General features: G+C 67.1%; 19 protein-coding genes. 9 read left to right on the top strand and 10 right to left on the bottom strand.

Annotated features, from left to right (window positions below):
- Positions 1-170 precede the first annotated feature (170 nt).
- The 6 genes from dxs to K8M09_RS03565 all read left to right on the top strand — a co-directional run bounded on the left by dxs (position 171) and on the right by K8M09_RS03565 (position 7,909).
- Positions 171-2,090, top strand: coding sequence for a 1-deoxy-D-xylulose-5-phosphate synthase (gene dxs / locus K8M09_RS03590; protein ID WP_160785445.1), 1,920 nt, complete (start codon positions 171-173; stop codon positions 2,088-2,090).
- Between the two features lie 212 nt (positions 2,091-2,302).
- A complete protein-coding gene (locus K8M09_RS03585; RefSeq protein WP_160785444.1) occupies positions 2,303-4,075 on the top strand; it encodes an acyl-CoA dehydrogenase in 1,773 nt (590 codons plus the stop codon).
- Positions 4,076-4,084: 9 nt separating this feature from the next.
- Entirely contained in the window at positions 4,085-4,846 is a 762-nt protein-coding gene (locus K8M09_RS03580) for a crotonase/enoyl-CoA hydratase family protein (protein WP_160785443.1), read from the top strand.
- A 177-nt stretch (positions 4,847-5,023) separates the two neighbouring features.
- A complete protein-coding gene (mcpU, locus tag K8M09_RS03575) occupies positions 5,024-7,114 on the top strand; it encodes a methyl-accepting chemotaxis protein McpU (protein ID WP_160785442.1) in 2,091 nt (696 codons plus the stop codon).
- A gap of 115 nt (positions 7,115-7,229) precedes the next feature.
- Complete coding sequence (locus K8M09_RS03570; protein WP_160785441.1) at positions 7,230-7,484, top strand: type II toxin-antitoxin system Phd/YefM family antitoxin; 255 nt, start codon at positions 7,230-7,232, stop codon at positions 7,482-7,484.
- Positions 7,481-7,909: a type II toxin-antitoxin system VapC family toxin gene (locus tag K8M09_RS03565; protein ID WP_206366661.1), complete on the top strand. Its 429-nt coding sequence runs from the start codon at positions 7,481-7,483 to the stop codon at positions 7,907-7,909. Before K8M09_RS03570 ends, K8M09_RS03565 begins: the two co-directional genes overlap by 4 nt.
- On the opposite strand, the gene K8M09_RS03560 is transcribed toward K8M09_RS03565, so the two are convergent.
- A complete protein-coding gene (locus K8M09_RS03560; protein ID WP_160785439.1) occupies positions 7,906-9,159 on the bottom strand; it encodes a class I SAM-dependent RNA methyltransferase in 1,254 nt (417 codons plus the stop codon). The two genes, K8M09_RS03565 and K8M09_RS03560, sit on opposite strands and share 4 nt — an antisense overlap.
- Positions 9,156-9,908 carry a TlyA family RNA methyltransferase gene (locus K8M09_RS03555; protein ID WP_160785438.1) on the bottom strand — a complete coding sequence of 251 codons (753 nt, stop codon included), beginning with the start codon at positions 9,906-9,908 and terminating at the stop codon, positions 9,156-9,158. Before K8M09_RS03555 ends, K8M09_RS03560 begins: the two co-directional genes overlap by 4 nt.
- Before the next feature lie 133 nt (positions 9,909-10,041).
- Between K8M09_RS03555 and K8M09_RS03550 the strand changes: the two genes are divergently transcribed.
- On the top strand, positions 10,042-11,139 hold the full coding sequence (locus K8M09_RS03550; protein ID WP_160785437.1) for a glycoside hydrolase family 25 protein: 1,098 nt from the start codon (positions 10,042-10,044) through the stop codon (positions 11,137-11,139).
- Positions 11,140-11,147: 8 nt separating this feature from the next.
- Here the strand turns inward: K8M09_RS03550 and K8M09_RS03545 are convergent, their stop codons facing one another.
- Entirely contained in the window at positions 11,148-13,082 is a 1,935-nt protein-coding gene (locus K8M09_RS03545; RefSeq protein ID WP_160785436.1) for a DUF2207 domain-containing protein, read from the bottom strand.
- Positions 13,083-13,096: 14 nt separating this feature from the next.
- Positions 13,097-13,645 carry a LemA family protein gene (locus K8M09_RS03540; protein ID WP_160785435.1) on the bottom strand — a complete coding sequence of 183 codons (549 nt, stop codon included), beginning with the start codon at positions 13,643-13,645 and terminating at the stop codon, positions 13,097-13,099.
- 185 nt (positions 13,646-13,830) lie between these two features.
- Between K8M09_RS03540 and K8M09_RS03535 the strand changes: the two genes are divergently transcribed.
- Positions 13,831-14,028, top strand: a complete 198-nt coding sequence (locus tag K8M09_RS03535; RefSeq protein ID WP_160785434.1) for a hypothetical protein — start codon at positions 13,831-13,833, stop codon at positions 14,026-14,028.
- A gap of 67 nt (positions 14,029-14,095) precedes the next feature.
- On the opposite strand, the gene K8M09_RS03530 is transcribed toward K8M09_RS03535, so the two are convergent.
- From K8M09_RS03530 to K8M09_RS03505, 6 genes are all read right to left on the bottom strand, one after another.
- Positions 14,096-15,058 (bottom strand): glycine--tRNA ligase subunit alpha, encoded by a 963-nt coding sequence (locus K8M09_RS03530; protein WP_160785433.1) that lies wholly within the window; start codon positions 15,056-15,058, stop codon positions 14,096-14,098.
- Between the two features lie 88 nt (positions 15,059-15,146).
- On the bottom strand, positions 15,147-16,217 hold the full coding sequence (locus K8M09_RS03525) for a dTDP-glucose 4,6-dehydratase (RefSeq protein WP_160785432.1): 1,071 nt from the start codon (positions 16,215-16,217) through the stop codon (positions 15,147-15,149).
- Positions 16,218-16,415: 198 nt separating this feature from the next.
- Complete coding sequence (locus K8M09_RS03520; protein WP_160785431.1) at positions 16,416-16,607, bottom strand: hypothetical protein; 192 nt, start codon at positions 16,605-16,607, stop codon at positions 16,416-16,418.
- Between the two features lie 31 nt (positions 16,608-16,638).
- Positions 16,639-17,514 (bottom strand): S49 family peptidase, encoded by an 876-nt coding sequence (locus K8M09_RS03515; RefSeq protein ID WP_160785430.1) that lies wholly within the window; start codon positions 17,512-17,514, stop codon positions 16,639-16,641.
- A 78-nt stretch (positions 17,515-17,592) separates the two neighbouring features.
- Complete coding sequence (locus K8M09_RS03510; RefSeq protein ID WP_229342134.1) at positions 17,593-18,399, bottom strand: tRNA1(Val) (adenine(37)-N6)-methyltransferase; 807 nt, start codon at positions 18,397-18,399, stop codon at positions 17,593-17,595.
- Positions 18,396-18,617 (bottom strand): putative signal transducing protein, encoded by a 222-nt coding sequence (locus K8M09_RS03505; RefSeq protein WP_160785429.1) that lies wholly within the window; start codon positions 18,615-18,617, stop codon positions 18,396-18,398. Before K8M09_RS03505 ends, K8M09_RS03510 begins: the two co-directional genes overlap by 4 nt.
- A gap of 107 nt (positions 18,618-18,724) precedes the next feature.
- On the opposite strand from K8M09_RS03505, the gene K8M09_RS03500 reads away from it, so the two are divergent.
- Complete coding sequence (locus K8M09_RS03500) at positions 18,725-19,741, top strand: polyprenyl synthetase family protein (RefSeq protein WP_160785428.1); 1,017 nt, start codon at positions 18,725-18,727, stop codon at positions 19,739-19,741.
- Positions 19,742-19,766: the final 25 nt, after the last annotated feature.

The following is a 19,766-nucleotide window of genomic DNA, read 5'->3' as shown; positions in this document are numbered from 1 at the left end:
CGTCGGTTTGCGAGGTATCAATCCGGCGAAATACGCTCTAGACTTGTCGAAACGGTTGAAATCGCGCGCCGCATTCTGCATGTGACAGGCTAGCGGTATAGAGACCGAATGCCCGGGCCGTGCCTCCACGAAGGAGCCATGGCCAGCGGGCGCGACAACGAGGCACGAGAGTGACACAAGCACCCGCCACCCCCCTGCTCGACACGGTTCGCATTCCGGCGGACCTGAAGGCCGTGGACGACCGCGACCTGCCGCAACTGGCGGCGGAACTGCGCGCCGAGATGGTCGATGCCGTCTCGCGCACCGGCGGGCATCTCGGCGCGGGCCTCGGCGTGGTGGAGTTGACCATCGCCATTCACAAGGTCTTCGACACGCCGAAGGACCGGCTGATCTTCGACGTCGGTCACCAGTGCTATCCGCACAAGATTCTCACCGGCCGGCGCGACCGCATCCGCACGCTGCGCCAGGAAGACGGCCTTTCCGGCTTCACCCGCCGGGCCGAAAGCGAATACGACCCCTTCGGCGCCGCCCATTCCTCGACCTCGATTTCCGCCGGCCTCGGCATGGCGGTCGCCGCCGACCTTTCCGGCGAGCACCGCAACGTCATCGCCGTCATCGGCGACGGCGCGCTGTCGGCCGGCATGGCCTATGAGGCGCTGAACAATGCCGGCGCGCTCGATGCGCGCCTCATCGTCATCCTCAACGACAACGACATGTCCATCGCCCCGCCGACGGGCGCGATGAGCGCCTATCTCGCGCGCCTCGCCTCGGGCCGCACCTATATGGGCTTCCGGGAACTGGGCAAAAAGCTGACGGCCTATCTCGGCAAGAAGGTCGACCGGGCGATCACCCGCGCCGTGGAACATGCGCGCGGCTACGTCACCGGCGGCACGCTGTTCGAGGAGATGGGCTTCTACCATATCGGCCCCATCGACGGTCATTCCTTCGAGCACCTTCTGCCCGTGCTGCGCAATGTGCGCGACAATTCCAAGGGTCCGGTGCTGATCCATGTCGTCACCCAGAAGGGCAAGGGCTATCCTCCGGCGGAAGCGGCGGCCGACAAGTATCACGGCGTCAACAAGTTCGACGTCATCACCGGCGCGCAGGCGAAAGCCAAGCCGAACGCGCCCGCCTATACCTCCGTCTTCGCCGATGCGCTGGTGCAGGAAGCGGGCTTCGACGAGAAGATCGTCGGCGTCACCGCCGCCATGCCCGCCGGCACCGGCCTCGACAAGCTGGCCAGCGTCTACCCGGACCGCACCTTCGATGTCGGCATTGCCGAACAGCATGCCGTGACCTTTGCCGCCGGCCTTGCCGCCGAGGGCTACAAGCCGTTCTGCGCGCTCTACTCCACCTTCCTGCAGCGCGGCTACGACCAGGTGGTGCACGACGTCGCCATCCAGGGCCTGCCGGTGCGCTTCCCCATCGACCGCGCCGGTTTCGTCGGCGCGGACGGGCCGACCCATGCCGGCTCCTTCGACACGACCTATCTCGCCACCCTGCCCGGCTTTGTGGTGATGGCCGCCGCCGACGAGGCGGAGCTGAAGCATATGGTGCGCACCGCCGCCGCCTATGATGCCGGCCCGATTTCCTTCCGCTATCCGCGCGGCGAAGGCGTCGGCGTGGACCTGCCGGCCCGCGGCGAAATCCTTGAGATCGGCAAGGGCCGCGTGGTCAAGGAAGGCAGCAAGGTCGCCCTCCTTTCCTTCGGCACCCGCCTTGCCGACTGTCTGCTGGCTGCCGAAGACCTCGATGCCGCCGGCCTCTCGACCACGGTCGCCGATGCGCGTTTCGCCAAGCCGCTCGACCACGACCTCATCCGCCAGCTTGCCCGCAACCACGACGTCCTCATCACCGTCGAGGAAGGCGCGGTCGGCGGCTTCGCCAGCCATGTGCTGCAGTTCCTGGCGCTGGAAGGCCTGCTCGACAGCGGCCTGAAGGTGCGCCCCATGGTGCTGCCGGACGAATGGATGGAGCAGGCCAAGCCCGAGGCCATGTACGCCAAGGCCGGCCTCGACCGCGCCGGCATCGTCTCCACCGTCTTCCAGGCGCTCGGCCAGAAGGCTGTCGACGTGGGCGCGGCGGGCTGAGCCGCCATGGCATGAAATCGCCGCCTCTTCCCCTCTCCTCACTGGGAGAAGGGATTTGAAGCGGCGTTTCCATCGACAAGCGATCATCTCCCGAAACGGGCCGGCCGGTTTCCTTGCGGATACGCGCGCCCAAACATTGACGTTTACGTAAAAATCAATAATCTGTCCGCCAACAAGCTGCGCTCCCCCGCAGCGCGATGGAGGAGGATGACATGTACAAGGCGCCGGTCGAAGAGATTGCGTTCACGCTGAAGCACGTGGCGGGGCTTGGTCCCGCACTGGAAGGCGGCCATCTCGGCGACCTGACGGACGACCTTGTCGACGCCATCCTCTCCGAAGCCGGCCGTTTCGCCAGCGAGGAGGTCGCCCCGCTCGGTGCGATCGGCGATACACAGGGCGCGCGCCTCGTCGACGGCGCGGTGAAGATGCCCGATGGCTGGCCGGCGCTCTACAAGGCCTGGGCGGAAGGCGGCTGGAACTCGCTGACGGCCTCGCCCGATTTCGGCGGACAGGGGCTTCCGCACATGCTGCATGTCGCCGCGCTGGAAATGTGGAACAGCGGCTCCATGGCCTTCGCCATCGGCCCGACGCTGACCATCGGCGCCATCGAGGCCCTGACGACGCACGGTTCCGATCACCTCAAGAACACCTATCTGCCGAAGATGGTTTCGGGCGAATGGATGGGGTCGATGAACCTCACCGAACCCCATGCCGGCTCCGATCTCGGCGTGATGAAGACCCGCGCCGAGCGGCGCGGCGACGGCACCTACCGCATCTTCGGCCAGAAGATCTTCATCACCTATGGCGAGCACGATTTCACCGACAATATCGTTCATCTCGTCCTCGCGCGCCTGCCGGATGCGCCGGCCGGCACGCGCGGCATCTCGCTCTTCCTCGTGCCGAAGTTCCTCGTGAATGAAGACGGTTCGCTCGGCGCACGCAACGACGCCCATTGCCATTCCATCGAGCACAAGCTCGGCATCCACGGTTCGCCGACCTGCACCATGATCTACGGCGACGGCCGCTTCGGCGACGAGCCGGGCGCCATCGGCTGGCTGATCGGCGAGGAGAATCGCGGCCTTGCCTGCATGTTCACCATGATGAACAATGCCCGCCTCGCCGTCGGCATGCAGGGCGTCGCCATTGCCGAGGCCGCCACGCAGAAGGCCATCGCCTATGCAAGGGAGCGCACGCAGGGCAAGGCGCCCGGCTGGCAAGGCTCCGGCATGAGCCCGATCATCGAGCACCCGGACGTCGCGCGCATGCTGCTGACCATGAAGGTGCTGACCCAGGGCGCGCGCGCCATCACCTATGCCTGCGCCCACGCCGTCGACCTGTCGCATGGCGAGGAAGCCAGGCACTGGGCCGAGCGCGCGAGCCTGCTCACCCCCGTCGCAAAGAGCTTCGCCACCGATGCCGGCGTCGACGTCGCCTCGCTCGGCGTGCAGGTGCATGGCGGCATGGGCTTCATCGAGGAGACGGGCGCGGCGCGGCTCTATCGCGACGCCCGCATCGCGCCGATCTATGAGGGCACCAACGGCATCCAGGCCATCGACCTCGTGACGCGCAAGCTACCGCTCTCCGACGGCAACCACATCCGCGGCTTCATCGCCGAGCTGCGCGACATCGCCGCCAGGGCGCGGGCCGCCAACGCCCCTGCCCTCGGCGAGACCGGCGACCGGCTGGACGCCAGCATCGCCGACCTCGAAACGGCCACCGAATGGCTACTGGCGACGCTTGCCGAAGGAAAGCAGGCTGAGGCGCTCGCCGGCGCGACGCCCTACCAGCGCCTTTTCGGCCTCGTGCTGACGGGCGCCTATCTCGCCAAGGGCGCGCTTGCCGACGGCGGCGACGGCCGCAACGCCGAGCGCGCCGCGCTCTGCCGCTTCGCGGCGGAGAACGTGATCGGCGAAACGGCGGCATTGCGCGAGCGTGTCATCAGCGGTGCAGCGAGCCTTGAGGCCGCGCGGGCAGTATTGGGCTAAGGAAAAATCATGACCGACCATATCCTGATCGAGCGCCCGGAAAGCGCCCCCGGCGTCCAGGTGATCCGCCTCAACCGCGCGGAAAAGAAGAACGCCATCACCCGCGCCATGTACCAGGCGATGACCGACGCGCTGAAGGCGGGCGATACGGACGAGAGCGTCCGGGCGACGCTCATCCTCGGCTCGGAAGGCTGCTTCTCCGCCGGCAACGACATGAACGACTTCCTCGCCTTCGCCATGGGCGGCACGATGGGCCGGGAGGTGATCGACTTCCTCCATGCGCTCGCCGCGCATACGAAGCCGCTCGTTTCCGGCGTCGACGGCCTCGCCATCGGCATCGGCACCACGATCCACCTGCACTGCGACCTTACCTACGCCTCTACCCGCACGGAATTCCGCACGCCCTTCGTGGACCTCGCGCTGGTGCCGGAAGCGGCCTCCAGCCTGCTTGCCCCGCGCCTGATGGGCCACCAGCGCGCCTTCGCGCTGCTCGCCGCCGGCGAGGGCTTTTCGGCCGCCGCGGCGCGCGATGCCGGCCTCGTCTACACCGTCGTTGACCCGGCCACCGTGGAGGATGAGGCGCTTGCCGCCGCGCGGCGTCTCGCCGCCAAGCCGCCGAAGGCGCTGTCCATCGCCCGTAGCCTCATTCGCGGCGCGCGCGCCGACGTTGCGGCGCGGATCGACGAAGAGGCCAGCCACTTCTCGGCGCAGTTGAAGAGCCCGGAAGCCCGCGCGGCCTTCGAAGCCTTCATGGCGCGCGGAAAAAGCTGAGTACAAGTTGTGGTCCATCAATTTTAAGAGGACCTTAAACACGCGTTCCTATGGTGCGACCATTCTCCGGCAGTCTTGCCGGCGGTCGCATGATGCGTCCGATCTTCGCCCTCCGGCATGCCGTTCAGCATCGCACCCCCGCTTTTGGCGGGCGTGCCCGAAGGAATATCGCGCCCCATGTCCAAGCGCTCCAATCTCATGACGCGCATTCTCGTCGTCGCGTCCCTCGTCGTCGTCGCCGCTTTCACCGGCTTTTCCGTCTATATCGACAGCCTGCAGCGCAGCGTGCTGACCAATTCCATCGAGGAAAGCATCGACAGCTCCGGCAAGCAGGCCGCCCAGAGCATTTCCAACTGGCTGAACGCCCGTGTCGCCCTGACGGAAATGGCCGCCAACGCCACCGCCAAGACCCCCGATCCGGCCGGCATCGAGGCCGTGCTGCAGAACGACGTGCTGGTCGGCCAGTTCATGACGACCTATGTCGGCGACGAGGCGGGCGTCTTCACGCAATGGCCGAAGTCGGAAATGCCGGAAGGCTACGACCCGCGCCAGCGCCCCTGGTATCAGGATGCGATCAAGGCGGGCGGCCCCGTTCTGACCGAGCCCTATATCGACGCCTCCACCAACGACCTGATCATCAGCGCCGCCACGCCCGTCAAGCAGGACGGCAAGCTGCTTGGCGTCGCCGGCAGCGACTTCTCGCTGAAGTCCCTCGTCGACATGGTCAACTCGGTCGACCTCGGCGGCATGGGCTTCGCCTTCCTCGTCAGCAAGGACGGCCAGATTCTCGTGCATCAGGACAAGGGGCTCGTCACCAAGACGCTCGCCGACGCCTTCCCGGACGGCACGCCCGCCATCGGCGGCGGCATCGCCCACACGACCTATGCCGGCAAGCCGGTGCTCGTCTCCTTCGTGCCGGTCACCGGCCTGCCGTCGGTGGAATGGTATCTCGGCTTCACCATCGACAGGGGCATGGCCTTCGCCGCCATCGACCAGTTCCGCATCGCCGCGACGATCGCCACGGTCCTCGCCGTCATCGTCATGATGGGCTTCCTCGCCACGGTGCTGTCGCGCCTCGTCGTTCGCCCGGTCAAGGACATGACGACCGCCATGGCCAAGCTCGCCTCGGGCGACGTGACCGCCGAAATCCCCGGCCAGGACCGCACCGACGAAATCGGCCAGATGGCCGCAGCCGTCGCCGTGTTCCGTGACAACGCCATCGAACGCAGCCGCCTCGAAAACGCCGCCGAGGAGGGCCGTGTGCTTTCCGAAAGCGAGCGCCGCGAACGCGAGGCCGTCAAGGCCCGCGAGGCTGCCGAAATCCAGCACGCCGTCGAAGCGCTGGCGGACGGCCTCGGCCGTCTTGCCGAGGGCGACCTCGCCCACCGCATCGATGCGCCCTTCGCCGGCCATCTCGACCGCCTGCGCAGCGACTTCAACCACTCGCTGACCAAGCTGCACACGGCCATGGCGACCGTCGGCCAGAATGCCCGCGCCATCGACGCCGGCGCGACGGAAATCCGCTCCGCCGCCGACGATCTCGCCCGCCGCACGGAACAGCAGGCCGCCTCCGTCGAGGAAACCGCCGCCGCGCTGGAGGAAATCACCACGACGGTCAAGGACTCCACCCGCCGCGCCGAGGAAGTCGGCTCGCTCGTCTCGCGCACCCGCACCGGGGCCGAGAAGTCGGGTGAAGTGGTTCGCCGCGCCGTCGCGGCCATGCAGGGCATCGAAAAGTCCTCGCATGAAATCTCCAACATCATCGGCGTGATCGACGAGATCGCCTTCCAGACCAACCTGCTCGCCCTCAATGCGGGCGTGGAAGCGGCCCGCGCGGGCGAAGCCGGCAAGGGCTTTGCCGTCGTGGCGCAGGAAGTGCGTGAGCTTGCCCAGCGTTCGGCGCAGGCCGCCAAGGAGATCAAGGGACTGATCACCACCTCGGGTGATCAGGTCCGCTCCGGTGTGGCGCTGGTCGACGAGACGGGCGCGGCCCTTGAAGCCATCGTGCGCGAGGTGCAGGAGATCAACGGCCACGTGAACGCCATCGTTCTGGCTGCCCGCGAGCAATCGACCGGCCTCCAGGAAATCAACACCGCCGTCAACACGATGGACCAGGGCACGCAGCAGAACGCCGCCATGGTGGAGGAACAGACCGCCGCCAGCCACGGCCTTGCCTCCGAGGCGGCCGCGCTCAACGCCCTGCTGGCGCAGTTCAAACTGGCCCAGCACGCCGCCCAGGCCGACACCCCGTCGCGCCGCGCGGCCTGATAGCGTAAAACTATCCAACCTTGCGCCGCCCTCCGGATTCCTGATCCGGGGGGCGGCGTTGTCATATCGGGGCAAATGTTCTAATGTGCCAACATCATTTTTGATGGAGTGCGCCATGACGATCACGACCGTGTCGAGCCGCGAGTTCCAGCAGAATGCCAATCAGGCGCAGAAAGCCGCGCGCAGCGGCCCCGTTTTCATCACCAACCGGGGCCGGACGGCGCATGTGCTGCTGAGCTACGAGGAATACCAGCGGATCACGGGCGGGCGGCGCAGCATCGTCGAGGCGCTGTCGATGCCGGGCCTCGAGGATACCGAGCTGGAGATTCCCCGCGGGCACACCCTGCCCCGGCCGGCCGATCTTTCCTGATGTTCCTGCTCGATACGAATGTCGTTTCCGAACTGCGCAAGGCAGGCGGCGGTAAGGCGGACCCGAATGTCGTCGCGTGGCTCTCCCGTCAGGATGCGGCGGCCTGCTACGTCTCGGCCGTCACGCTCATGGAGCTGGATCTCGGCATCCTGCTGATGGAACGGCGCGACCCGGCGCAGGGCGCGCGCCTGCGCACCTGGATGGAGGATTACGTTCTTCCCGAGTTTTCCGAACGCATCGTGCCGGTCGACAAGGCTGTCGCCTTCGCCTGCGCCCGGCTGCATGTGCCCGATCCCCGGCCCGAGCGGGACGCCTTCATCGCCGCAAGCGCGCTCGTCCACGACATGACGCTCGTGACGCGCAACGTTGCGGACTTCGCCCCCATGGGCGTTACCCTTCTCAACCCGTGGATTGCAGCGTCCTAAACCTTCTCCAGCACCGCCACCGCTTCCACATGGGCCGACCAGAGAAACTGGTCGATGGGCGTGACGAGGCGGATGCGGTAGCCGGCGGCGGTGAGGATGGAAAGGTCGCGGGCGAGGCTTACCGGGTTGCAGGAGACGGCGACGATGGTCTTGACGCCGGAACGGGCGAGTTCCTTGCACTGGTCTTCCGCGCCGGCGCGCGGCGGGTCGAAGACCACGGCGTCGTAGACCTTCAGTTCGGAGGCCATGAGCGGGCGGCGGAAGAGGTCTCGCCGCTCCGCCGTCACGGGCTTGAGGCCCTGCGTGTTGCGCGCGGCGTGGTCCAGCGCCTTGATCGCCTTTTCGTCGCCCTCCACCGCATGGACCTTGGCCTTGCGCGCGATGCGCAGCGCGAAGGTGCCGGAGCCGGCGAAGAGGTCGGCGACGCGCCTGGCCTTGCCGAGCGCGTCCAGAACGAGGTCCGCCATCGCCTCTTCCGCCGGCTTCGTCGCCTGCGTGAAGCCGCCGGCCGGCGGGAAGACGCGCACGCCGGCAAAATCGATCTCCGGCTTGACCGGCTCGATGAGGATTTCCCCGTCATTGGAAACGCGGGCGATGCCGCGCAGCGAAAGGATGCAGGCGGTGACGGCCTGCCGCTCCCTGTCGCCCACCTTCTTCACGCCCTCGAAGGCGAGGTCGAGACCCGTCGCGGTTTCCAGCACCGTCAGGCGGAAGGCTTCGCTCGACGTCGCGATGGCCGAGGCGACGCGGCGGATATCCTCCAGCCGGGAAACGATGCCGTCGCTGGCGATGGGACAGTGATCGACGGAGACGATGTGGTGGCTGCCGGCCTGGTTGAAGCCGAGCAGCATGCCCTTTTCCGTCTTGCGCGCGGTGAAGGCGACGCGGCGGCGCTCGCCGGGGCGGGCGATGACCAGCGGGGCGACGTCGGGCGTCAGGCCCTTGCTCTTGAGGGCGTTGACGACGAGGCCGCGCTTGAAATCATGATAGAGCGCATCGCTCGCATGTTGCAGCGTGCAACCGCCGCAGGTGCCGTTGCGGCCATCGGGACCGAAATGGGCGCAGGGCGGCTCCACGCGCTCGGGCGAGGCGACCGACATGGACATGACCGTGCCGTGGTTCTTCACCCGCGCCACGGCGACCGTCTCGCCGGGCAGCGTGAAGGGCACGTAGACCGGGCCGCCCGGCGCTTCGGCGATGCCGTCGCCGCCGCTGCCGAGCCGCGCGATGGTGAGGGTTTCCGTCGTCATGGCTTTCGCCCTCCAAGAAGAAATTCGTGATTGCCGTCGCCGCCGGTGATGGGCGACGGCACAAGCCCGAGGCTCTGCCAGCCCATCTCCTCGACGAGCCAGCGTTCCAGTTCCGCCGCGACAGTGGGCGCGCTGTCCGGGTCCTTCAGGAGCCCCGCCTTGCTGATCGCCTCACGGCCCGCCTCGAACTGCGGCTTGACCAGCAGGGCGCAGAAAGCGCCGGGCTCGGCAAGCGTCAGCGCCGGCGGCAAGGCGAGCTTCAGCGAGATGAAGGAGACGTCGGAGACCACCGCGCCGATGGCGCGGCCATCGAGGTCGGCCCGGCTCATCGCCCGCGCATTCAGCCCTTCGAGATTGGTGACGCGCGGATCGGCGCGAAGGCGCGGATGCATCTGGTCGTGGCCGACATCCACCGAAACGACATGCGCCGCGCCGCGCTCCAGCAGCACCTGCGTGAAGCCGCCGGTGGAGGCGCCGATATCGAGACAGTCGAGACCTGCGGGATCGAGCTGGAACCGATCGAGCGCCGCCGTCAGCTTCAGCGCCGCGCGCGAGACATAGGCCTGCGCCGGGTCGTCGATGGCAAGGACGGCCGAGGCGGGAAAGCTCGCGCTCGGCTTGGTGACGATACGGCCGTTCACCGTGACCGTGCCGCGCGCGATCGCATCGCGCGCCCGCGACCGGCTGGCGACGAGGCCGGCATTCAGCAGGAGCTGGTCGAGGCGGAGGGTTTCTGTGGAATGGGACATGCGCCTCTCATGCCGCTTCGGGCGCAAAGAGGCAAGCCCCGCTCCGGCCCGGCCGGCGCATTAGCCGGCCGTTAACCATGCCGGGCGCACCATCGCCGCTTGCACAGGATCAGCGATTCGCGAAGGAGCGTCCATGCAACTCAAGCAGCTTTCCGGACTTGCCGCCGCCCTTCTCCTGTCGGCGGCCTTCAGCGTGCCGGTTCGCGCGGCCGATGTGGAGCCCTGGAAGAAATCCGAAAACGCCATCGTCATCGACGCCTACGAACTGAACGAGATCGACTGGTCGGACATGCTCTCCGACAGACGCATCGCCGGCTTCATCTCGAAGGCCTCCGACGGGCTGCCGGAAAGCTATAGCTGCAAGGGCGACCACAACGGCGACACCGTCGAGCACTGCAAGACGATGTGGCGCAAATATGCGGTGAGCCGCGAGCTTTACGAGACGCGCCGGCTGCTTGCCCGCTCCAAGGGTCTCCTGTGGGGTGCCTATCACCTCGCCCGCCCCGGAAACCCGGTGGACCAGGCCAACCATTTCCTCGACTACGCCAAGCCGCAGGACGACGAGATGATGGTGCTGGATATCGAAGGCCTCGATCCGGACAAATACATGTCGCTGGCCGATGCGCAGGTCTTCGCCGGGCACATCAAGACCCGCACGGGCCGCTATCCCGTGCTCTACACCAACCACGCGACCGCCCGGCATATCGCCGCCAACCGCGACACCTACCGCATCCTCTCGCGCCTGCCGCTCTGGTATGCCCGCTACAGGCCGGGCATCAAGGGCAGCTTCCCCATGGGCAACTGGGACAATTACGCGCTCTGGCAGTTCTCCGCCGCCGCCAATTGCTCGAAACGGCGCTGCCCTTACCGGGTGAAGGGCGCGGAGAACGATATCGACGTCAATGTCGCGCCGATGACGAAGGCGGAGCTGGGCAAGGTCTGGGCCTTCGGCACGCTCCTGCCGGAAAAGCCGCTGGAGCCGGTGGACACCATCCTCACCGCCTCCATCCCCGCCTCCGGCGCGCTGACGGCCACCGTGGAGGCCAGCGTTTCCACCGGCGCGGAGGCGCAGACGACGGGCGCGATCACGCTCGCCTCCGGCACCGTCGCCGCGTTCCCCATCCGCGTCACGGCCGACGTCCAGGCAGGCGTGGCCGCGACCGGCCATGCGACGGTCACGCCCGGCAACCGTGTCGTCGAGGTCACGCCGCTGAACTATCAGGACTTCTGAGCGGGCGGTTACCAGCCGCCCCCACCGCCACCGCCGCCGCCCCCACCGGAGGAGCCGCCGCCGGACGAGAAGCCGGAGGAAGAGCTTTTCGGCGGGTCGGGCAGCGAGGCCGTCATGGACCGCGCCATGGAGCCGGCAAAGCCGCCCACGCGATCGGCGAAGCGGCTGGAGGCGAAGCTGTCGCCGCGATACCAGCCGGGCTGGTAGGCAGCGGCCGCGCCCGCCGCCGCTGCGGTCAGCAGCCAGCGGTCGAAGGTTTCCGACCAGGGTTTTTCCACGCCGAGCGCCACGGCATAGGGCAGCAGCGTCTCGAAGTGGCGCGGCGACATTTCCGGCGCGCCGGCCATGTTCATCCGGTCCTGCTCGGCGAGCGTCAGGTATTGGCGAAGGCCCGCGATGCCGTCCATCATCCGGCGGCCGAGCGGCGTCGGCGCGCCCATCAGGAAGAAGAAGACGAGATTGGTCACCACGATGCCGCCGACGGCGGCGAACAGCGGCAGGTGCCCGGTCGCCGCGCCCTCCGTCACGATGGCGGTGGCGATGCCGCCGAAGACCGTGACGAAGACGGAGCCGACGAAGGCCATGATGACGACGGCCATGATGCGCGCGCCGAGCGTTTTCGCCTGCCGGAAATTGCGGCCGAGCGCGAGGGCGAAGATCGACACGAAGACCGAGGCGAAGACCGGCAGGATGACGAGCACCAGCCCCTCCTCCGGCAGAGAGCCGAAGATCGCCAGCGCCGCGAGGCAGGCAAGCGACAGCAGGATGCCGCTTATCACCTGCGGCCAGTTCGCGAGGTAGTATTTCCGCCGGTGCTCCCTCTCCATCGCGCCGCGGAACTCGGCACCAAGCCTTTGCACGCGCTTGCCGTTGGATTTCTCTATGGTGAAGTGGCTGCCCGCCGTGGGCACGGCGGCAAGCAGGGTCGCCTCCCCCGTCGGCAAAGCGCCCTCGGCCGGCTTGCCGGTGCGCGTGACGGTGATGGATGTCGCAAGGTCCGAAAGCTCGACAAGGCCCTTGACCGCAAGGTTGAGGAAGGCGGCGGAGACCGCCGTCCAGCCCTGCCCGCCGAACCCTTTCTCGTCGATGTAGTTGACGAGCGCCGGCGAGATGCCCTCCGGCGCATCCCAGCGCGGCACGACCACGCCGCCCGGCGGATCGCGCCCGACCGCAAGCCAGGCCCAGACATAATAGCCGAGGACGAGCGCCAGCCCGCCGAAGGCGAGGAAGAGATTGCGGTTGTCCTTGAGGAAATAGGCGCGCTCCTCGGCCGCCGTCGGCCGGGCGATGCTGCCGGCCGGCATCTTCACGCCGATCGTCAGGCCTTCGTGCGGGCCAAGGCCGCGCGTCGTCTCGAAGGTGGCCGTATCGCCCCGGTTCTCGGCCCGCGCATTCCGCTCGGTCGCGCCCATGGGACCGGTGAAATAGGTGAGCGCCTCGGCGCGGACGCCCGGCGGCAGGCGCACCGTCGCGCTCGCCTGCCGGATGGGAAAGGCCCATTGCGTGCCGGTGACGTTCCAGAACAGCTCGTCATGGCTGTCGAAGAAGCGGATCTGCCGCGTCGTCTCGTAGGTCAGGCGATACTCGTGAAAGCCCGGCGCCAGCATCACATCGGAGGAGCCGAAATAGATGCGCACGCCGCGACGGATGGTCTCCGTGCGGTAGGGTTCCGGCCGGCCGTCGCGCGCGACGCCGACGATCCTGAAGCCGACCTCCTTCTCCCGTCCCTCGGCATCGGCGAAGGTGAGCGGGAAGTCGCGGTAGATGCCGCGCCGGATGGCGTTGCCCTCCGCATGGACGCGGATCGTCTCCGTCACCGTCATCGCGCCGTTCTTCGACAGCGCGATATCGGAATGGTAGCGGTCGAAATATTCCTCGGCCCGCGCCGCGCTCCCGACCAGAAGGCAGAGCCAGAGCGTCAGGAGGGCGGCGATCCGCGGCATCGGGACCTCCCGGATCAGAATTTTACGGTCGGCACGGCCCGGTCGGCCGGGTTGTCGATCTCGAAATAGGGCGCCTTGACGAATTTGAAGACCGAGGCGACGAGGTTCGAGGGGAAGCTCTCGACCTTGACGTTGAGATCGCGCGCCGCGCCGTTGTAATAGCGCCGCGACATCTGGATCTCGCCTTCGATGGTCTCCAGCGTCTGCTGCAATTCGGCAAAATTCTGGTTGGCCTTGAGGTCCGGATAGGCTTCGGCGAGCGCGAAGAGCTTGCCGAGCGCCTGGCTCAGCATGCCCTCGGCCGCCGCGCGCCCGGCGACATCGCCCGCCGGCACCGCCTGCGCCCGGTTGCGCAGCTCCACGACCTTTTCCAGCGTCTCCCGCTCGTGCGCGGCATAGCCCTTCACGGTTTCGAGGAGGTTGGGAATGAGGTCGGCGCGGCGCTTGAGCTGCACGTCGATGCCGGACCAGGCCTCCTCCTTCACCTGCCGCGCCCGCACGAGGCCGTTGTAGATGACGATGGCGTAGATGACGACGACTGCCGCGATTGCAAGACCGATCATGGCGTACTGCGCTCCCTGTTCGCGTTCGTCCTGAATTTAGCATCCGCCGCGCCGCAGGAAAGCCCCCGGCGGCGGCTTTCCCCTGTCGCCCCCCGTTGTCACCCTGTTGTCACCGGGGGAACCGCGCCGCCGCGCGCGCTGGCCGATACTCGCTTCATCGACAACACGAACCTGAAGCAACCGCCATGAAAGCCTTCGCCCTCACCATCAACGTCATCGGCTTTTCCGCCCTCTTCCTCGCCTACACGATGGGCGCGGCGGTCGACCGTCCGTCGGGTGTGCGCCGGGCGCTCCAGACCTATGCCGGCCAGCTTCCGACCGGCACGATGCCGACGCTGAAGCCCGTATGGGAACTTGGCGTGAAGGCTTCGGCGCTGGCTTGATCCTCCCGACAAAAAAGCCATCCGGGTGACCGGATGGCTTTCTTTCGCCTGAGGCGGACCCGATCGCTCAGGCCGCGTCCCTGTTCCAGTTCACTCCGCCGGCATCCGTCAGCAGGAAGGCCTCGCCGCAGGCTTTCGCCAGCGTGCGCACGCGCAGGATATAGCTCTGGCGCTCGGTGACGGAGATAACGCCGCGGGCGTCGAGCAGGTTGAAGACGTGGGACGCCTTGATGCACTGGTCGTAGGCCGGCAGCACGCATTTGTGCAGGCGCTTGTTTTCCGCATCGCCCGGCGCGCCGGCGGCCAGCAGCGCCTGGCATTCCTTCTCGGCGTCGATGAAGTGGCGGTGCAACATGGCCGTGTCGGCATATTCGAAGTTATGGCGGGAATATTCCTGCTCGGCCTGCAGGAAGACGTCGCCATAGGTGATCTTCTCGTCGCCCTCGCGGCCGTTGAAATTGAGGTCGTAGACATTGTCGACGCCCTGCACATACATGGCGAGACGTTCGAGACCATAGGTCAGTTCGCCTGCGACGGGCGAGCATTCGATGCCGCAGACCTGCTGGAAATAGGTGAACTGCGAGACTTCCATGCCGTCGCACCAGCACTCCCAGCCGAGGCCCCAGGCGCCGAGCGTCGGGCTTTCCCAGTCGTCCTCCACGAAGCGCACGTCATGCAGCAGCGGGTCGAGGCCGATGGCGGCGAGCGAGCCGAGGTAGAGTTCCTGCAGGTTCGACGGGTTCGGCTTCAGGATGACCTGATACTGGTAATAGTGCTGAAGGCGGTTCGGGTTCTCGCCGTAGCGGCCGTCCGAGGGTCGGCGCGAAGGCTGCACATAGGCGGCGCGCCACGGGCGCGGACCGAGCGCGCGCAGGGTCGTCGCCGGATGGAACGTACCCGCGCCCACTTCCATGTCATAGGGCTGCAGCACCGCGCAGCCCTTGTCCGCCCAGTAATTGTGCAGGGTCAGGATCAACCCCTGGAAGGAGCGGGTCGGGTTCATATGGTCAGGCAGGGCGGCGGAGGTCATCGGCATCTATCCGGCATTCTTTGAAAGCTGGCGGACTGGTGCCACGATGCGCCCGAGGGGTCAAGGGTTTCGGGTGGCCGCCCGCCCCTCAATGCCGCTCCAGCGAGCGAAAGAGGCCGGAGCCGGCGGTCTGCGTGACGGCCTGCATGCGCTGCGGCGCAAGCTCCGGCACCTGCAGCACGCGGCGGCGCGCACTGTCCGGCACGCGCGCGCCATACCAGGCGGCAAGGCCCGGCAACACGCGGCGCAAGGTGCCCGTCGCACGCCAGCCGAGCGCCTGCAGCGCGCCGGTATCGAGCGGCGAGCGGCTGGCGTCGTCCGGCCGCCCGGCAACGAAGCCGATGCCGGAAACGGGACCTTGGGCGGCCTCCAGCACCAGACGGGCGACGGAGAGGACATCGAGCATATCCTCGCCCGCCACATTATAGGTGGCGTTCTCGGCCCCGCGCGTCACGACGGTGCGCAGCGCCGCGCAGAAATCGGCGACGGTGACGAAGGCGCGGACCTGCGCGCCCTCGCCATGCACCGGCAAAGGCTGGCCGATGGCGGCCATTTCCAGAAAGCGCGGCAGGAGCTTTTCCGTGTTCTGGCGCGTGCCGACAATATTGACCGGCCGCAGCACGCGGATATCGAGGCCATAGGAGCGCACGAGACCGGAGATCAGCATTTCGGCCGCCGCCTTGGAAGCGCCGTAGGGATTGTCGGGCAGGAGCGGCGCAAGCTCGCCGATCGGCGCGCCATTGCCGGCGCCGTAGACCTCGGCGGAACTGACATGGATCATCAGCGGCACGCGGCGGCGGCCCATCGCCTCCACCAGCACCTGCGTGCCGAGCGCATTGGCCACCGTGAAGCGCTCCGGCACGGCGAAGGCGCGCTCGACATGGCTTTCGCCGGCCGCATGCACGACGAGGTCGGCATCCTTCAGCATCTCGGTCACGAGGTCGAGATTGCCGACATCGCCTTCCTGGATCGTCACGCGGCCCGTGCGGAAGGCCGCGTCGAGATGCGACATGTCGGCGGCATAGGTGAAGGCGTCTAGCACGCGGATGCGGGCATTCGGGCAATGGGCCAGGAGGTCGTCGACGATATGCGAGCCGACGAAGCCGGCGCCACCCGTCACGACGATGGTGCGAATCCGGTCGAGGTCGAGCGAGGCCATGATCTACTCCGTTCTTCGCGGCCGCATCATGCGACCCATGCCTCACAGATCGGACCTCCCACGCGCGGGCGCAACCGCGCCGCCGGCAAGCGCACGGATAAATATGGCATTAACCTTACGGGGCGTGGTTAATGTGCCGGACTGGCACGAAACGGCCTTTGCGCCGGTCCCGCGAAGGCGCGAAACCGTTTCGCAACGCTACTCGTCGTCGCGGCGCACGCGATATTCGCCGGTCTCGGGGTCCTTCACCAGCGTGCCCGTCGCGCCGGTGCGGCGCTCCTCCTCGGAGCGCTTGCGCAACCGGCTCAGCCGCTCGGCATCGGCGACGAACTTGCGGTAGCCCCACCACGCGACGCCGACGACCAGCAGCAGAAAGATGATCTGGGCCATCGCCCCTCCCCCATTGTTTCTCTTGTTCTTCTTACCCCGAAAGGCCGAAGCGGCCCCACAGCGCCTTTTCCTCGGCAAGCCCGGCCACGGCCGCAACGCCCGCCGAGCCTATACGCTCCGCCATGTCCCCGGAAAGCCCCCCGACGCCCGGCGACCTGCGGCCGAAAAGCCCCTTCGGCGCCGAGACGAGCTCAAGCCGTGTCGTCGGCCCGTAACGCCGCTTCAACTCCGAGCGCATGTCGGAAAGGCCGTCGACGAGGCCGAGCGCACGGCCGCGCGTTCCGGTCCAGAACAGGCCCGAGAAAAGATCGGGATCGTCCTTAAGCCTTGTGCCACGGCGCGCCTTCACCATGTCGATGAAGACCTCGTGGATTTCGAGCTGGAGGGATTTCAGGTATTCGATCTCGTTTTCCCGCTCCGGCTGGAACGGATCGAGGATCGCCTTGTTGGTGCCGGCCGTATAGACGCGCCGCTCGACACCGATCTTCTTGAGCATTTCGGGAAAGCCGAAACCGCCCGAGACGACGCCGATGGAACCGACGATGGAGGTGGGATCGGCGAAAATCTCGTCGCCGGCCAGCGCGATCATATAGCCGCCCGAAGCCGCGACATCCTCGACGAAGACCAGCACATGCTTGTTCTTCTCGGCCGCCAGATCGCGGATGCGCTGGAAGATGAGCCGCGACTGCACCGGCGAGCCGCCGGGCGAATTGACGGAGATGGTGACGGCGGGCGCTTCCTTGTAGGAAAACGCCTTCTCCAGCGCCGAGGCGACGGCCGAAAGGTTGAGCGCCGGCCGGAACTGGCTGCCGCCCGCCATGATTGCCCCATGCAGCCGGACCACCGGAACGACGACGCCCTCCTTGCGGAACCTCTTCGGTACCAGCCTCTTCAAAAATCCGGCCATCGGGCGATCCTGTTTCCTGTTCGGTTGCCCGGCTGATGTATGCATGGCGGGCGAAAACGCAATGGCGGGCCTGAAAAATCAGGTTCGCGGCAGGCGCGGATAGGCGGCAAGGCCGTTGTTGAGATCGTCGACGAAGGGGATGAAGTCGTGCTGGCCGGGTTCGTGCATGACGAGCGGCATGCGCAGCGACAGGCGGGTGCGCGAGCCCTTGATGGCGGTGACGAGGATGCGCAGGGCGCTTTCGCCGGCGCGGGCGTGCAAGGCGGTGATCTCGACGCCGCCGAAGCGACGGCCGCAGGCGGCAATGATCTCGGCGATGGATTGCGGGCGGGCGATGAGCGAGAGCTGGCCGCCCGGCTTCATGATGGCGCCCGCCGTCTTGATCCAACGCTCGAAGAGGTCATGTTCCATGGCATGGGCTTCTGCCTTCAGGGCGTCGGGCGTGCGGCTGTCGATGCGGTCGTTGAAGGGCGGGTTCATGATGACATGGTCGTAGACGTCGTCGGCAAGGCCGGCCTCGATGCGGGCCTTGCCGGAGAGGGAGACGTCCGCCTCCAGCACCGAGACGCGAGACGCAAAGGCGGCGTTGGAGGGCAGCGCCAGCGACTTGCGGGCAAAACCCGCCATCAGCGGCGAACGTTCGACCAGCAGCACCTCGGCCTTTTCGATGCGCGCGGCGACGGCAAGGCCGGCGGCCCCGGCCCCGGCCCCAAGATCGGCGACGCGCATCGGCCCCTCGCCCGCCACCAGCGCGGCGAGCAGCATGGCGTCCATGCCCGAGCGATGGCCGACGCCCTTCGGCTGGACAAGATGGAAGCGGCCGTAGTGGAAGGCGTCGACGGTTTCGGTGACCGGCTTTTCCGGCGTCGGGGCGGCGTCGGTCACGGCCTGAGTTCCGCTTCCAGCCCGGCATCCTTCAATATCCGTCGCGCCTCGGTCTCCCTGTCGCCCTCCACCAGAAAACGGCGCGGCAGCATGCCGAGCGAGCCTTCGAGGATGCTCATGCCCTGATCGGCGATGAGGCAATGAATGCCCGCCTCTTTCATCAGGCTTTCCGCAAAGGAGAGCAGGACGGCGTCGTTGGTACGGATCAGTTCGATCATTCCGGTCTTTTCCAGCCTTAATTCCGAGGGCGGGACAATTCGCCTCTTGCCGCAGAAGGCCCCGCTTTCTATTGTCTTTCAACAAAAATGAACAGGAGTCCGGGCATTTGGGCGTCGTGATACCGCTTGAAGAAGGCAAAAACAAACAGGCATCGGTGAAGCCGCTCGTCGACCTTACAAAAGCCGACATGGAGCGGGTGAACCAGCTCATCCTGTCGAAAGCCGGTTCCGACGTGCAGATGATCCCGGAGGTCGCCAACCACCTGATCTCCTCCGGCGGCAAGCGCCTGCGCCCGATGCTCACCCTCGCGGCCGCCTCGATGTTCGGCTATGACGGCGACCATCACGTCAAGCTCGCCACCAGCGTGGAGTTCATGCACACGGCGACGCTGCTGCATGACGACGTGGTGGACGAAAGCGACCTGCGCCGTGGCAAGTCCACGGCCCGCATGATCTGGGGCAACCAGGCGAGCGTGCTCGTCGGCGACTTCCTGCTCGGCCAGGCCTTCAAGATGATGGTCGAGGTCGGCTCGCTGGAGGCGCTGGACGTGCTCTCCACCGCCGCCACCGTGATCGCCGAGGGCGAGGTGCTACAGCTCTCCGTCGCCAAGAACATGGAGACGACCGAGGACGACTATCTCGAGGTCATCCGCGCCAAGACGGCCGCGCTCTTCGCCGCCGCCGCCGAAGTCGGCCCCATCGTCGCCAATACCGGCAAGGCGGAGCGCAACGCGCTGAAATCCTACGGCATGAATCTCGGCCTTGCCTTCCAGCTCGTCGACGATGCGCTGGACTATGGCGGCAAGGCGGCCGATCTCGGCAAGAACACCGGCGACGATTTCCGCGAGGGCAAGATCACGCTGCCCGTCATCCTCGCCTGGCGGCGCGGCACGGCGGAAGACCGCGCCTTCTGGCGCGAGGCCATCGAAGGCGGCAAGAGCGACGACGCCAATCTCGACCACGCGCTCGGCCTCATCACCCGCTATGGCGGCCTGACGGACACCATCGCCCGCGCCCAGCACTACGGCATGATCGCCCGCGACGCGCTCGCGCCGCTGCCGGCGACGCCGTGGAAGGATGCGCTGCTGGAAGTCATCGACTTCTGCATCTCCCGCGTGAGCTGATCCGCAAGGACGGCCCGTTTCGGTC

The sequence above is a fragment of the Shinella zoogloeoides genome (assembly GCF_020883495.1).
Classification (GTDB): domain Bacteria; phylum Pseudomonadota; class Alphaproteobacteria; order Rhizobiales; family Rhizobiaceae; genus Shinella; species Shinella zoogloeoides.
The sequence above is the reverse complement of the archived record's forward strand: the minus strand, read 5'-3'. Positions and strand labels throughout refer to the sequence as shown.